The sequence below is a fragment of the Terrisporobacter sp. genome, assembly GCF_017888745.1.
Taxonomy (GTDB): domain Bacteria; phylum Bacillota; class Clostridia; order Peptostreptococcales; family Peptostreptococcaceae; genus Terrisporobacter.
The window spans coordinates 1-14949 of sequence record NZ_JAGHFM010000163.1 but is presented as its reverse complement, the minus strand read 5'-3'; the positions used below and the strand labels follow the sequence as shown (position 1 = coordinate 14949).

At 27.5% G+C, this 14949-nt stretch carries 14 protein-coding genes; 3 read left to right on the top strand and 11 right to left on the bottom strand.

What is annotated here, in order from left to right:
* Positions 1-200 precede the first annotated feature (200 nt).
* From nrdG to J7G74_RS07980, 5 genes are all read right to left on the bottom strand, one after another.
* Positions 201-710, bottom strand: coding sequence for an anaerobic ribonucleoside-triphosphate reductase activating protein (gene nrdG, locus J7G74_RS08000; protein WP_297133890.1), 510 nt, complete (start codon positions 708-710; stop codon positions 201-203).
* 45 nt (positions 711-755) lie between these two features.
* Positions 756-1616 carry an FAD-dependent thymidylate synthase gene (gene thyX / locus J7G74_RS07995; protein ID WP_297133888.1) on the bottom strand — a complete coding sequence of 287 codons (861 nt, stop codon included), beginning with the start codon at positions 1614-1616 and terminating at the stop codon, positions 756-758.
* Position 1617: 1 nt separating this feature from the next.
* The gene (locus J7G74_RS07990) at positions 1618-2469 is read right to left on the bottom strand and encodes a bifunctional 5,10-methylenetetrahydrofolate dehydrogenase/5,10-methenyltetrahydrofolate cyclohydrolase (protein ID WP_297133886.1); all 852 of its coding nucleotides are present in this window, start codon (positions 2467-2469) and stop codon (positions 1618-1620) included.
* Positions 2470-2534: 65 nt separating this feature from the next.
* The gene (gene nrdD, locus J7G74_RS07985; protein ID WP_297133884.1) at positions 2535-4664 is read right to left on the bottom strand and encodes an anaerobic ribonucleoside-triphosphate reductase; all 2130 of its coding nucleotides are present in this window, start codon (positions 4662-4664) and stop codon (positions 2535-2537) included.
* Positions 4665-5050: 386 nt separating this feature from the next.
* Positions 5051-5536, bottom strand: a complete 486-nt coding sequence (locus J7G74_RS07980) for a deoxycytidylate deaminase (RefSeq protein WP_297133881.1) — start codon at positions 5534-5536, stop codon at positions 5051-5053.
* A gap of 255 nt (positions 5537-5791) precedes the next feature.
* On the opposite strand from J7G74_RS07980, the gene J7G74_RS07975 reads away from it, so the two are divergent.
* The 3 genes from J7G74_RS07975 (at position 5792) to J7G74_RS07965 (ending at position 7629) form a co-directional block, all read left to right on the top strand.
* Complete coding sequence (locus J7G74_RS07975) at positions 5792-6181, top strand: 4Fe-4S binding protein (protein ID WP_297133878.1); 390 nt, start codon at positions 5792-5794, stop codon at positions 6179-6181.
* A gap of 365 nt (positions 6182-6546) precedes the next feature.
* Positions 6547-6804 carry a hypothetical protein gene (locus J7G74_RS07970; RefSeq protein ID WP_297133876.1) on the top strand — a complete coding sequence of 86 codons (258 nt, stop codon included), beginning with the start codon at positions 6547-6549 and terminating at the stop codon, positions 6802-6804.
* A gap of 129 nt (positions 6805-6933) precedes the next feature.
* Positions 6934-7629 carry a DNA alkylation repair protein gene (locus tag J7G74_RS07965; RefSeq protein WP_297133873.1) on the top strand — a complete coding sequence of 232 codons (696 nt, stop codon included), beginning with the start codon at positions 6934-6936 and terminating at the stop codon, positions 7627-7629.
* A gap of 49 nt (positions 7630-7678) precedes the next feature.
* Here the strand turns inward: J7G74_RS07965 and J7G74_RS07960 are convergent, their stop codons facing one another.
* The 6 genes from J7G74_RS07960 to J7G74_RS07935 all read right to left on the bottom strand — a co-directional run bounded on the left by J7G74_RS07960 (position 7679) and on the right by J7G74_RS07935 (position 14886).
* Complete coding sequence (locus J7G74_RS07960; protein ID WP_297133870.1) at positions 7679-8512, bottom strand: deoxyribonuclease IV; 834 nt, start codon at positions 8510-8512, stop codon at positions 7679-7681.
* Positions 8513-8514: 2 nt separating this feature from the next.
* Positions 8515-8988, bottom strand: coding sequence for a methylated-DNA--[protein]-cysteine S-methyltransferase (locus J7G74_RS07955; protein WP_297133868.1), 474 nt, complete (start codon positions 8986-8988; stop codon positions 8515-8517).
* A 648-nt stretch (positions 8989-9636) separates the two neighbouring features.
* A complete protein-coding gene (gene aspS, locus J7G74_RS07950) occupies positions 9637-11427 on the bottom strand; it encodes an aspartate--tRNA ligase (protein WP_297133866.1) in 1791 nt (596 codons plus the stop codon).
* Positions 11428-11507: 80 nt separating this feature from the next.
* Positions 11508-12770, bottom strand: a complete 1263-nt coding sequence (hisS, locus tag J7G74_RS07945; RefSeq protein WP_297133864.1) for a histidine--tRNA ligase — start codon at positions 12768-12770, stop codon at positions 11508-11510.
* Entirely contained in the window at positions 12760-14232 is a 1473-nt protein-coding gene (gene hemZ / locus J7G74_RS07940) for a coproporphyrinogen dehydrogenase HemZ (protein ID WP_297133861.1), read from the bottom strand. Before hemZ ends, hisS begins: the two co-directional genes overlap by 11 nt.
* A gap of 36 nt (positions 14233-14268) precedes the next feature.
* Entirely contained in the window at positions 14269-14886 is a 618-nt protein-coding gene (locus J7G74_RS07935) for an MBL fold metallo-hydrolase (protein ID WP_297133858.1), read from the bottom strand.
* Between the last annotated feature and the right edge of the window lie 63 nt (positions 14887-14949).

The window sequence follows — 14949 nt, the reverse complement described above, 5'->3', positions numbered from 1 at the left end:
TTATTGCTCCAACATGAAATGCTCCCTTAGCTCCTCCACCTTCTAAAGCTACACCTAACATAATTATCTCCCCTTATTAGTTAAATTATTTTATAAGTAATAAGTCATATCTTAATTTATATTATATTACTTTATTAGATTTCAAAGTATTTTTCAATAAAAAAAGAAACTATTTAAATCATAAATAGTTTCTTTTTTTATTATTTATTATCAATATCTAATAAAATTAACTTATTTTTCTCAATACTCTTTTTAACATCTATTACCCTTTGATTTGATGATCCTCTCATCGTAAGAGATAGTTTTTTTTTACCCTGTTCAAACTTTCCATCTACTAAAATATCTACATACTCAAAAACTTTTTTTTGAATTTCATTAAATTCTTCAACTACATATCCTGTCCATAGATATATTTTTTTCTCTGGATATTTTTCTTTGAATGTTTTACTAAGATTAATAACACCATCAATATTTTCAGGACAAAGTGGCTCTCCTCCTAAAATAGATAAATCTCTTTTAATACCATGCTTATTAATATTGTCTAATATATAATATAGGTCATCTTTAGTAAATTCTGTTCCATCTTCAAAACTCCATGTTTCACCATTAAAGCAACCTTTACAGTGATGTGGGCATCCTTGAGTCCAAATAGACATTGTTATCCCAAATCCATTTGCTATATCATTATCCTTAATTCTATTAATTTTCATTTTTGTACTCCTTTTAGTATATTGAAAGTCATAAATAAAATTATTCTATCTTTTTTTCTCAAAAGGCATCATACAGCACATAGCCCCCTCTGGACATGGTCCAAATTGGCAACTTGCACCTAAAGATTTTGCTAATAAAGGACTTACTTTTTCTACTTCTTTTAACATAGTCCATGCTAAATTAAATATCTCTTCTTGAGCTCTTCTACAGCATCTGTGATGACAGAAATTGATTAAAGAGCGTAAGTTCATTGTACATATTATTTTTGTCTCGCATGCATTTGGAAATATATATCTAGCATTTTCTATAGCTTTCTTCTCTAAAGCTGAATATAACTTCTTATATGATTCTCTTAATAATTCAACAAATTTTTCATTATCCTTATTTTCTTTTTTCCAACTTTCAAATTTATTTTTATCTATATTACATTTTTTTAATTGAATATCTATAATCTTTCCATATTTATCTTCCTCATATATATAATCATACATTAGTTTATCAACTATTTCATCATACAGCCTTTGAGTATCTTCCATATGATTTTTATAACTTTCAACTAATATTGGATTATTTTTTATATCTTGAGGTATAACATATTCAAATTGTACTTCTTTTACATATCTTTGAGATTGTTGACTATAAGAAGCTATCCTATGTCTTACTAATTGATGAGTTAAACTTCTTGACACACCTTCAATTCCGAAAGTAAAGCTTGTATGTTCTAATACACTTCCATGTCCAATAGAAGTAATCATGTTTACAAATTTTTCTATACTCTCCTCTGTTTGTTTTTCCATTAAATCATCTATATTAGATGGTGAATAACATAGTTTACCAGCTGTAGCTATAACTAACTCTGGGTTCATAGTATGAGATATAAGTTTTACTTTTAATGTAGTCTCCATTTTATCTACTCTCCTTTTTTTCCGCAATCTCTATAGTTTGTTCAATTAATTCAATTACTGTCATTTGACCTACTCCATTTGGCACAGGAGTTAAATTACACTGTTTTTCATTTAATAAAATTTCATAATCAGTTTTGGCTACATCTCCACACATTTTTCCTTCTTCATTAAAGTTAATAGATACATCAACTATGGTAGTATTAGGAGAGAAGTCTTCTGATTTTAAGAAATTAGCTCTTCCAACTGCACTCACAACTATATCAGACATAAGTATTTTTTCTTTTAGATTTTTAGTTTTACTATGTGCTATAGTTACTGTTGCATTTTCTTTTAAAAATAATTGAGCTAATGGCTTTCCTACTATGTTAGAACGATTTATTATTAATACATCTTTACCTTCAATATCTACACTAAATTCTTTTAATAAAGTAATGATTCCCCTTGGAGTACATGCTATATTCCCCTCCAACCCAAGAGAAAGCCTTCCCATATTACCAATTGTAAATCCATCCACATCTTTTTCGTCTTTTATAAGATTTGTTAAGTAGTCTTCGTCTAAATGCTTTGGTATAGGAAGTTGTAATAGTACACCTGTTACATTTTCATCTTTATTTAAATCAAGAATTATTTTTTCTACTGACTCTTGTTTGACACTTTCTTCTAGATGAATTATTTTAGATTCTATTCCCACTTCTTCACATTTTCTTATTTTATTTGCAACATATTTCCCACTTGCAAAATCTTCTCCCACTCTTATTATTACTAGAGAAGGCTTTGTTTTTAATTTATTTACTCTTTCTTTTAATTCATCTATTTTTTTAACCACCAATTGTCTTGCATCTAGTAATGTCATTTTCTTCCTTCTTCCTAAATTTATTTTATATGTATACTAGAAAAGGTGCATATGCACCTTTTATCCTATAAATGTAATACTCTTTGTCCAATTTCTTGAGTACGTCCTTTGCCCCACATATTAGAACCTATATATCCACAAGTTCTTCTCATAACTTGCATTTCATCTTTATCTTTATTTCCACAGTTTGGACAATACCATTCTAAATTATCATTAAGTTTTATTTCCCCTGTATAATCACATTTAAAACAAACATCTGGCTTAGTGTTTATTTCTGCATATTGAATATTATGATAAATATAATTAATTATTTGCTCAACAGCCTCTAAATTTTTACTCATATCAGGTACTTCAACATAGCTTATACATCCACCTAGACTTATATCATGGAATTGACTTTCAAATTTTAATTTAGAAAAAGCATCTATTTCTTCTGATACATGAACATGATATGAGTTTGTATAGTACATTCTATCTGTTACATTCGGTATCTCACCAAACTTCTGCTTATCTATTCTACAGAATCTTGATGTTAAGCTCTCTCCTGGAGTTCCGTATAATCCAAATCCAAGACCTGTTTCCTTCTTCCATTGAGTACATTTATCATTTAAATGATTCATTACTTTAAGAGCAAATTCTTCGCCTTCTTTAGTAGTATGAGATACACCTAGCATAGCTTGAGTCATTTCATAAATTCCTACATAACCTAAAGAAAGAGTTGAATATCCATTTTCAAGTAATGAGTCGATTTTTTCACCTTTTTTAAGTCTAGCTATTCCACCATGTTGCCAGTGTATTGGAGAAATATCAGAAGTAGTTCCTTTTAATAAATTATGTCTAACCATTAAAGCTTCTCTACAAAGATCTAGTCTTTCATCTAATATACTCCAGAATTTTTCCATATCTTTGTCAGCAGTCAAAGCAACTTGCACTAAGTTTAAAGAAATTACACCTTGATTAAATCTACCATACCATTTATAATTTCCATTTTCATCTTTCCAGTTACTTAAATGAGATCTACACCCCATTGGTGGGAATGTTTCTCCATCATAATTTTTTCTCATCATCTTAGCACTTTGATAATCTGGCACTAATCTCTTCGTATTACACTTTGCAGCTAATTTAGTTATATAATCGTATTTTCCACCTTCTAGACAGTTATGTTCATCTAATAAATAAACTAACTTAGGAAATTCTTCTCCTATAGTTTGTCCTTTATAGTTCTTCATACCTTCTAGCCTCTGTAGTATCATTTCTTCGCATATTAAAGCCATCTCTCTCTCATATTCATGACCTTCTTCAATTTCAAGATATATTGTAGAGAATGGTGATTGTCCATTGCTTGTATGAAGAGTTGATAATTGATATCTTATTGTTTGTATACCTGACTTTAACTCTTCCATCATTCTTTCTTCAGCTAACTCTTTAGCCATTTCTAAAGAATATTTTTGTTTATATCTATTTAAATACTTATCATAAGATACTCTTAAAAATGGAGCTATATGTCTTATAGTAATTGTATTTCCACCGTATTGCCCGCTTGCTATTTGAGCAATAATTTGAGTTACTATAGTACAAACTGTTCCAAATGATTTTGGCGATTCCACTAATTTATTATTAATTACCGTACCATTAGTTAACATATCTTCTAAATTTATCAACATGCAGTTATGTATTGGTTGCATAGCATAATCCATATCATGGTAGTGAAGTACACCTTCATCATGAGCATGAACTATATGAGCAGGTATTAATTTTCTTCTAGACATATCCTTAGATATCTCTCCTGCAACTAAATCTCTTTGAGTTGATGCTAACATTCCATTTTTATTAGAATTCTCATTTAATACATCTTCATTACTTTTGTCTAATAATCCTAATATACTGTCATCTGTCGTATTAATTTCTCTTTTAAAAGATTGTACAGCTCTATATCCTTCGTATGCCTTAGCTGTTAATTTTTGTTTGTGATCAATTAATTTTGTATATACCATTTCTTCAACTTTATATACAGTCGGAGTCGTAGTATCATTTGTATATGTGTCTTCTATTTCTATAGCTATCTCTTTAGCTATTTCTGGTATATAAACTCCACTACCATATCTCATAGCCTTTATTATAGCATTCTCTATCTTTTCTCTATTAAATTCTACTATATTTCCATCCCTTTTTATTATATTTAGCTTCTTACTCATAAGTATCTCCTTTTATAAAGTACTATTTTAACAAAGCCTAAAAGATTATTTTTTCAAATTTTTTTAATTAAATCTATTGACTTTGTGGAAATTTTCATAACCTCTTCCTTAACGAACAAAACACTATATATAGTGAACACCTGTATATTCTATACTACATATTGTGTTTAATCAAGAGGTTTTTTGAGTTTCAAAAAACTTTATTTTTGTCAATAGTTGATGGTAAATTTATGAATAGCTACAACATAGATATACAAATACATTGATTTTTTTTTACATAAATTTACAAATTTATGCAATTTGAAATAAGGTTCTAAATCTTAATAAAAAAAGAAATATGAAAAATTTATGATTATAATTTTCTCCATATTTCTCTTAAATAAATTTTATTTTTTTAATATTATTTCTATTTTTTCTATTTTAGGCTCTAATTTAATATAATCTACATGCGCTTTTTCAAACATATACTTTGATGCTTTAATAGAATCTGTATCAGCATATTTATCTTCTATGTAATAGACTTTTTTTATTCCTGATTGGATAATGTTTCTTGCACAGTCATGACATGGAAATAAATTCACATATAAACTACAACCTTCTAAGCTTTTTCCTCTTGCATTTAATATAGCATTTTGTTCCGCATGAACTACATATGGATATTTAGTTTCTAAAAATTCACCTTCTCTTGACCAAGGAAAATCCTCATCGCTGCATCCATTAATAAATCCATTATATCCTATAGATACTATTCTGTTATCTTCATCTACTATACAAGCTCCTACTTGAGTAGATGGATCTTTACTTCTCATACCTGATAATAAAGATATACCCATAAAATAATCGTCCCATGAAATATAATCTGTTCTCTTCATATTTGCTCCTTTAAATAATTGTTTAATTATATTTTAGCCTATATTTTTTTATAATAGCTTACTTATCAATATTTTTCAAATTTTATTATTTTCTTCATTTGTATTTTTAATTTTTTTATTATGAAATTTTTACTTTCCAAAAAGTAATCAATGGAATGTTGTCACTTCATTGATTTTGAAATAATAATCATATACACTTAAATCAAGACGTTTATTTTTTAACATAATAAACTACATATTAAGGGGGAAATAATATTGAAAAAATTAATTGTTAAAGACAAATCTTTATGTCAAGCTTGTTTAAGCTGTGAACTAGCTTGTTCAGAAGCCTTTTATAAAACTAAAGGTTTCTCTTGTATATCTATAGGGGTTAATAAAAAAGATGCTTTAGATGTTAAGGCTTGTAATCAATGTGGTGTTTGTGCTAAAAAATGTCCAGAAGAAGCTATCTCTAAAAATGCTAAAGGGATATATACTATAAATAAGAAAAAATGTACAGGATGCTTAACTTGTGTAGATGCCTGTCCAAAAGGTATTATAGTTAAATCTGAAGAAAAATCAGTACCTTCTAAATGTATGGCCTGTGGAATATGTGTAAAATCATGTCCTATGGAAATACTTGAGGTAGTTGAAGTTGCTGATTAATTGTTTTTTATAAATTAAAGTAGCTGTGTAAAATTGATTTTCAATCATTTTTTATACAGCTACTTTTGTATATACCATTTACTTTATGGTAGAAACAAAAGTGTATATGGTTATATAAATCACCATATCTTAACTCATCATCTCTTATAAATTCAATAATTTTTTATTTTATCTCTTATTTCATATACGACAATATAAAAATATCACTTAATATAATGATTATCTTTATTACATTTAATTTTTTATAATTATTTTAAATTTTTTATAATTTCCAATAACTACGATTTATTGTTTATTCTTCTTACAATATTTTTATTAATTTTTTAGCATACTATTAATGACAATTTAAATCTAGGAGGTATTTTATGACTACTGAAGGATATAGAAATAAACCACAATTTAATTATAATCCTACATTGAATAAAGACATTACTCCAAATGTTCCTGATTTTAATTCTAATGCTATGGATAATGATGGGCTTATGCAATTAAGTAATTGTTCTAATTGTGGATGTCATAGACATGAAAAAGACGATAAAGAACATAAAGATCATCAATGTTGTCATGGAAATCACTCTAGTTGTCACACATATGAGCATCATTGCAATTGTGATCATAAGTAATTAAATTATAATTTTCCCTCCAAAAACTTTAACTCAAAAGTTTATTATTTAGAGACATAAATTTTATAATAACAAATTTATGTCTCTTTCTTTTTTCTATGATATACTCAACTTAAATGAGGTGAGCATATGAATAAAAATATAAACGATGAAATCAGGAAAGAACTATTTAATTTAATTGATGAAAAATACAAAGCCTTTCATAGTAAATTATGCCCTAATATAGATAATATATTAGGTATCAGACTACCATTACTAAGAAAAATATCAAAAAACTTATCAAAAGATAATTGGACTGAATACTTAAAAAATCCTTCTAGTGAATACTACGAAGAAATAATGATTGAAGGACTAACTATTGGATATATAAAAACCGATAATGAAAGTAGATTTAATTATATAAAAAATTTCATTCCTAAAATTAACAATTGGGCAGTATGCGACAGCTTTTGTAGTAACTTAAAATTTACTAAAAAAAATATGAAAGAAGTATGGGATTTTATTGTCCCTTACTCTTCATCTGATAAAGAATTTGATATTAGGTTCGCTGTTGTAATGATGTTAAATTTTTATATGACAAATGATTATATCGATGAAGTTTTACATATTTTAAATAATATTAATCATGATGGTTATTATGTAAAAATGGCCGTAGCTTGGGCAATATCTTATGCATATATTTACCAGCCAAATAAAACTTTAGATTTTTTAAAAAATAATAATTTAGATAAGTTTACTTATAATAAATCCCTTCAAAAAATTATAGAATCTAATCGTATACGTAAGGAAGATAAAGATTTGATGAGAAGTATGAAAATCAAATAAATTATAAATATTCGATAAAAAAAGTGAACCATTAGGTTCACTTTTTTGTTTATCCATTATATACACTTTTTAATAATTCAATCTCTTTAGCATATCCATCTAATTCATTTGGTGTTTCTAATAAGAACGGTAAATTACGAAGTTTTGGATGATTTATAATTCTTGTTATTGCTTCTAATCCAATTTTTCCTTCACCTATCTTAGCATGTCTATCTTTTTTACTTTCAAATCCATGTACACTATCATTTAAATGTATTGCTTTTAATCTGTCTATTCCTATTACTCTATCAAATTCTTCTAATACACCGTCTAAATCATTTACTATATCATATCCTGCATCAAATACATGACATGTATCAAGGCATACACCCATTTTATCTTTTAATTCAACTTTGTCTATTATTGCTCTTATCTCTTCAAAACTTCTTCCTATTTCAGTACCTTTTCCAGCCATAGTTTCAAGCAACACTGTAGTAGTATGTTCTGGTTTTAATGCTTTATTAATCATATCTGCTATATATTCTATACCAACATCTACACCTTGTTTTACATGACTTCCTGGATGGAAATTATATAAGTTATTTGGAACTTTCTGTAATCTATTTAAATCATCTTCAAAAGTTTGTATAGCAAATTCTCTTTTACTTTCATCTGCTGCACAAGCATTTAAAGTATACGGTGCATGAGCTAATAATTTAGCAAATTTATTCTCTTCAGCTAACTTTAAGAATGCTTCTATATCTTTTTCATCTAAATCTTTTGCTTTTCCTCCCCTTGGATTACGAGTAAAAAATTGAAAAGTATTAGCCCCTATACTTATAGCCTCATCTCCCATATTTTTAAATCCCTTTGATACTGATAAATGACATCCTATATTTAACATTTTTATTCTCCTTTTTTCAATTCAACATTTTCTATATTAAGTAATTTTTCTTTTATATCTAGTCCGCCTGCATATCCTACTAACTTGCCATTTGAACCTACAACTCTATGACATGGAATAATTATCGGTATTGGATTTCTATTATTTGCCATACCAATAGCCCTAGAGGCATTTTCGTTACCTATTGCTACTGCAATATCTTTATAGCTTCTCGTTTCTCCATAAGGAATATTTCTTAATTCATTCCATACCTTATTTTGAAACTCTGTCCCTTTCAAATCCAAAGGCAAATCAAATTTATTTCTTTTTCCTTGAAGATATTCATTGATTTGCATTATTCCTTTTTTTATTAAATAAGTCTCTACAATATTGTCATCTGTATTAAATTTTGAAAAATATATATTTGTTATATATTTACCATTTTCTCTAATTCCAATAGTACCTATATCTGTTTCATAGAAAAATATATTATACATAGTAATATAACACACGATATAAAATGATAAAATCGCGTCTCCTTTCAATAATACATTAATTTATAATATATTATAAATATAAATACATACTTTGTCATATCTTTTCATTCTTATACTTTTTATTAGTACCCAATTAAAATATCATTAAAACTAATATATAATTTACAATAAAAAATATATATTAATCACTATAATTCTCTATAATTATTATTTTTTCGATATAATTTAATAAATTTATATTACTTTTTTCAACTTGTAGACAATATTTATCAAAGTATTTATAATAGTTACATAAATACTTTATTCTTCTTAAAACATAGTAGAATACTCATCCTCTATGTTTATAAATTTTTTCTTTAACTATAATAGTGTTTTTACCATTTAGTATAGGAAATATATCTAGATGGTTTTCCTTTAATAATATGCTTTACATTATTAATAAAGGACTAGCAATATAGCTTAATTTTCTTACTCTAAAATAGGCAGATTATAACTAAGTTTATAATCTGCCTATTTTGTTATACCCATTCACACTTGTAAATCTATTTAATAAAATTTTCTTAATTTTTTATTTTTAATAAATATACACATATAAAAAACCATAAAAATTATATTTAATTAATTTTTATGGTTTTTATTTATATTATATTATTCTTGTTCTTGAACATCTACTTTTATGCATAATTCTTCTAACTGAGCTTCTTCAGCTATTGCTGGAGCATTTGTCATTGGATCTATCGCATTTTGGTTTTTAGGGAATGCTATTACCTCTCTGATATTATCAGCTCCTGTAAGTAACATTATTAATCTATCAAATCCAAATGCTAATCCAGCATGTGGTGGAACGCCATATTTAAATGCTTCTAATAAGAATCCAAATTTGTTATTAGCTTCCTCTTCACTTAATCCTAAAGCATTAAACATTTTCTTTTGAACATCGCTGTTAGATATTCTAACACTTCCTCCACCTATTTCATATCCATTTAAAACTATATCATAAGCTTTAGCTCTTAATTTAGTTTTATCTCCATTTTCTAATCCATCTATATCTTCATCTAGAGGAGATGTAAATGGATGATGCATTGCTATCATTCTTCCTGTTTCTTCATCTTTTTCGAATAATGGGAATTCAGTTACCCATAATAAGTTATATTTATTTTTATCCATTAAATCAAGTTTTCTAGCAACTTCTAATCTAACTTGCCCTAATGCATCATAAACTACAGAATTTTTATCAGCAACAAATAATAATAAGTCTCCTGATTCAGCTTCCATTCTTTCTAATATAGCTTTCATTTCTTCTTCTGAGAAGAATTTAGCTATTGGAGAATCTATACCTTCTTTAGTTACTTTTATCCATGCAAGACCTTTTGCTTTATAAGTTTTAGCATGTTCTTCTAATTTCTTCATACCTTTTTTAGAAAATGACTCTGCTCCACCTTTAACGTTTATACCTCTAACACTACCATTATCATCAGAAGCAGCATTTGCGAATACTCCAAATCCACAATCTTTAACTATATCAGATATGTTATTAAATTCTAAACCAAATCTAGTATCTGGCTTATCTGAACCATATCTATCCATAGCTTCTCTGTATGGCATTCTTGGAAGTGGTAACTCAATATCAACATTTAAAGTCTCTTTAAATATTGTTTGAATCATTGTTTCCATTATTGTCATTACATCATCTTCATCAACAAATGACATTTCACAGTCTATTTGAGTAAATTCTGGTTGTCTATCTGCTCTTAAGTCTTCATCTCTGAAACATTTTACTATTTGGAAATATCTATCCATACCACTTACCATTAATAATTGTTTAAATAATTGTGGTGATTGTGGTAAAGCATAAAATTTACCTTGATTAACCCTACTTGGTACTAAATAGTCTCTTGCTCCTTCTGGAGTTGGTTTTATTAAGAAAGGAGTTTCTATTTCAGTAAAGTTATTGTCTGTTAAGTAATTTCTAACTATTCTAGCAACATTACTTCTAAGCATTAAGTTTCTTTGCATAGAAGGTTTTCTTAAATCTAAAAATCTATATTTTAATCTTAAATCTTCAGAAACATTATCATTATCTTTTATATATATTGGTGGTGTTTCTGATTTACTTAATACTCTAAGTTCAGTAGCTTCTATTTCTATATCTCCAGTTGGCATATTAGGATTTTTAGATTCTCTTTCTCTAACTATACCTTTAACTGCTACAACATATTCTGCACCTAATTTTTCAGCTTTATTGAATGCTTCTTCACTTACATTTGTATCAAATATTATTTGACTTATTCCTTTTATATCTCTTAGATCAACGAATACTAATCCACCTAAATTTCTTTTCTTTTGTACCCATCCGTTAAGAATTACTTCTTCTCCAACATTAGCAATTCTTAAATCACCACAATAATGAGTTCTTTTTAATCCTTTTAAGTTTTCCATATTTCCTCCTTTATAAACTACGCACTAAAAGGTGAAAGAATTTTTATTCTTTTCACCTTAATTATCTATATCTTTTTTAATTATAATCTGTTCTTTAACTCATCTACTAATTCACTGAGCTTTACAGTAGTTTGTTCAGATGTTGTCATGTCTTTTAAAGTGGCTGAATCATTTGTCAACTCATCATCACCTATTACTATTGTAAACTTGGCATTTATTTTATCTGAGTATTTAAATTGAGCTTTTAAACTCTTATCTAAGTGATCATTATCAGCGCTTATATGATTATCTCTTAACGCTTTTATTAAACCAAAACTTTTAGTCTTAGCTGCATCTCCTATTGTTGCTATGTATATATCTGTAGATTTTGGATTTTTTATTTCTATATTATTATTTTCTAAAGTTAATAATAATCTTTCTGCTCCAAGTGCAAATCCTATACCACTTATACCTTTTGGCCCTCCAAGTTGTTCAACAAGACCATCATATCTTCCTCCACCACAAACTGTACTTTGTGAACCTATATCATTAGATATTATTTCAAAAGCAGTTTTCTTGTAGTAGTCAAGACCTCTAACTATAGTTTTATCAATTACAAAGTTGATATCCATTTCTCTTAGATACTCTTGTAATTTTTCAAAGTGATCTTTACAATCATCACATAAATTATCTATCATATAAGGTATATCTTGTATATTTTCTTTACATGTTGGATTTTTACAGTCTATAACTCTCATTGGATTTTTGTCTTTTCTATCAAGACAAGTTGAGCATAATACATCAGCTTTTGAATCTAAGTATTCTTTTAATGATTTATTATAAGCCTCTCTACATTTAGGACATCCTACTGAATTTATATTTACTGATAAATCTTTTAATCCTAATTCATTAAAGAATTGTACTGCTAAAGATATAACCTCTACATCCATTGAAGGGCTATCACTTCCTAATGATTCTACTCCAAATTGGTGGAATTGTCTCTGTCTACCAGCTTGAGGTCTTTCATATCTAAAACATGGTATTATGTAAAATAATTTTGTTGGTTGTGTATCAGCATATAATTTATGTTCTATAAATGCTCTTAATGTTCCTGCAGTTCCTTCTGGTTTTAAGCTTATTTGTCTATCACCTTTGTCAACAAATGTATACATTTCTTTTTGAACTATATCTGTTGTATCTCCAACACTTCTTGTGAAAACTTCTGTATGCTCAAATATAGGAGTTCTCATTTCTTCATAGCCATATAATGCACATATTTCTCTGAATTTTTTTTCAACGTAATGCCATTTATATACTTCCTTTGGTAATATATCTCTCGTTCCTCTTGGCGCTTTACTTAGCATTCTTTTCTACCTCCTCATATTTTCTTTTTATCATTTCATCGACTCTATCAATATATTGTTCAACATTTTTGACATTTTCTACTCTTTCTATTCTGTCTTCATCAAGATATACAAATTTAGTTATGGCACCAGCACCTAATGCATAATTACTTTGTTTTTCCTCCATAATTTGCATGTTATAAATACATTCATGACCTTCTTTAGCATAACCTATATTTTCAAGATTTCCTAACATATGTTTTTGTCTGTACATGTAATAAGGGTTTAATCCCATATCTTTTGCATAATCTTTAGCTAGTTGAATCATATTTACCATTTCTTCGTACTCTGCAAGCTGATAATCTTCTAGATTCTCTTTAAGTTTTGATGTTCTTTTTACCGCCAAAGTATGAACAGTTAAACTTTCAGGAGATAGTTCTTTTATTTTTTCTAAGGTATTTCTAACCATATCTAAATTTTCATCTACTAATCCTAGTATTATATCCATATTTATATTGTCAAAACCTACTTCTCTAGCTAAATGGAAACATTCTATAATATCTTCTACACTATGACTTCTACCTATTTTTTCAAGAGTTTCATTATTCATAGATTGAGGATTTATACTAATTCTAGTAACATTATGCTTTTTAAGTAATTCTAACATTGGTCTGTTTATAGTATCTGGCCTTCCAGCTTCTACAGTAAATTCCTTTATATGACTAAGATCAAAAATTTCAAATAAACCTTTAATTAAAGTGTCCATTTCATCTACAGATAAAGTAGTTGGCGTTCCTCCACCTATATATAGAGTTTCTATTGATTTGTTTTGTTCCTTTAATAATTGTGCTACTCCTTGGACTTCTTCAAGTAGTTTAGCTACATATGCAGGCTTTAAACTACCAAACTGTTTTAAAGAGTTAGCAGGAAATGAACAATAATAACATCTTGTAGGGCAGAATGGTATTCCAATATAAATAGATACTTTATCCTCATCTAGTGGGTAAATAAATTTTCTTTCTCTTTTTGCAATATCAAGTGATAGATTTATCTTTTCATCATCAATAAGATAATCAGTCGAAAGTTTCTCTTTTATTTCATTATCATTAAAATTATCATCTAATAATGAGTGTACTATTTTTACTGGTCTTATTCCAGTAAGAATACCCCATGGTGGAGTAATTTTAAATTTCTTTTCTAAAATTTTAAAAATACTTCTTTTTATAGTTTCCTTGATAACTTTTTTTCTATCCCTCTCACATAACCCCTGTAAGTCTCTATGTTCTATATGATCATAAATAACTCCATAATTCTCACAATACGATGTTTTGGCAAAAACATTATCATTGTGGAAAAATAAATCATTTTCTATAACCATCATACAGTCTTTACAGTCAATAAATTTAAACTCTGAAGTAAATAACTTTACAAGTTCACTTACTTCATAGTTAAAATCATGACCTTTTAGTAAAATACCTATCATTTTCTAGCTCCTTTTGAAATCCTTGTAACTATTAATCTATCTCATAAAAGGATTTGTCATTTTTTCTATTTTCAAAGTTGAATTTGGTCCATGACCTGGATATAGGGTTATATTCTCGTCATGTTTTTCTAATCTTTTAAGTGATTTTTCCATCTTTTTATAATCACCACCATAAAAATCAGTTCGTCCTATACTTCCTGCAAATAAAGTATCTCCTGTAAGCATATGATTATCCACCTTTATACACATACTTCCTGGTGTATGTCCCGGTGTATGAATAAACTTTAATTTCATATCACCGATTTTTAATGTATCATTATCTTTAACATATATATCAGCATCAAGTTCAACAGTATTTGTTGGAAGTTGTGCACTTAAATTTTTTCTTTTATCTAATAAAATTTCTTTTTCTAATTCATGTGCTACTATTTTAGCCTTAGTTTTATCTTTTAATGTTAAAGCATTTGTTATATGGTCACCATGTCCATGAGTTAAAACAATATATTCAACTGTAAAATTCATTTTATTTACATAGCTCATTATATCTACAAGACTTGCTCCTGGATCTACAACAAAGCATTGTTGGGTATTTTCATCACTAACTACATAAGTATTTTCACCCATACCATTTTCAATAATTTTTTCTACTATCATGATTTTCCCCTCTCTTAGAATTCTTTTCTTGATTCTAATAATATAGTAACCGGTCCATCATTA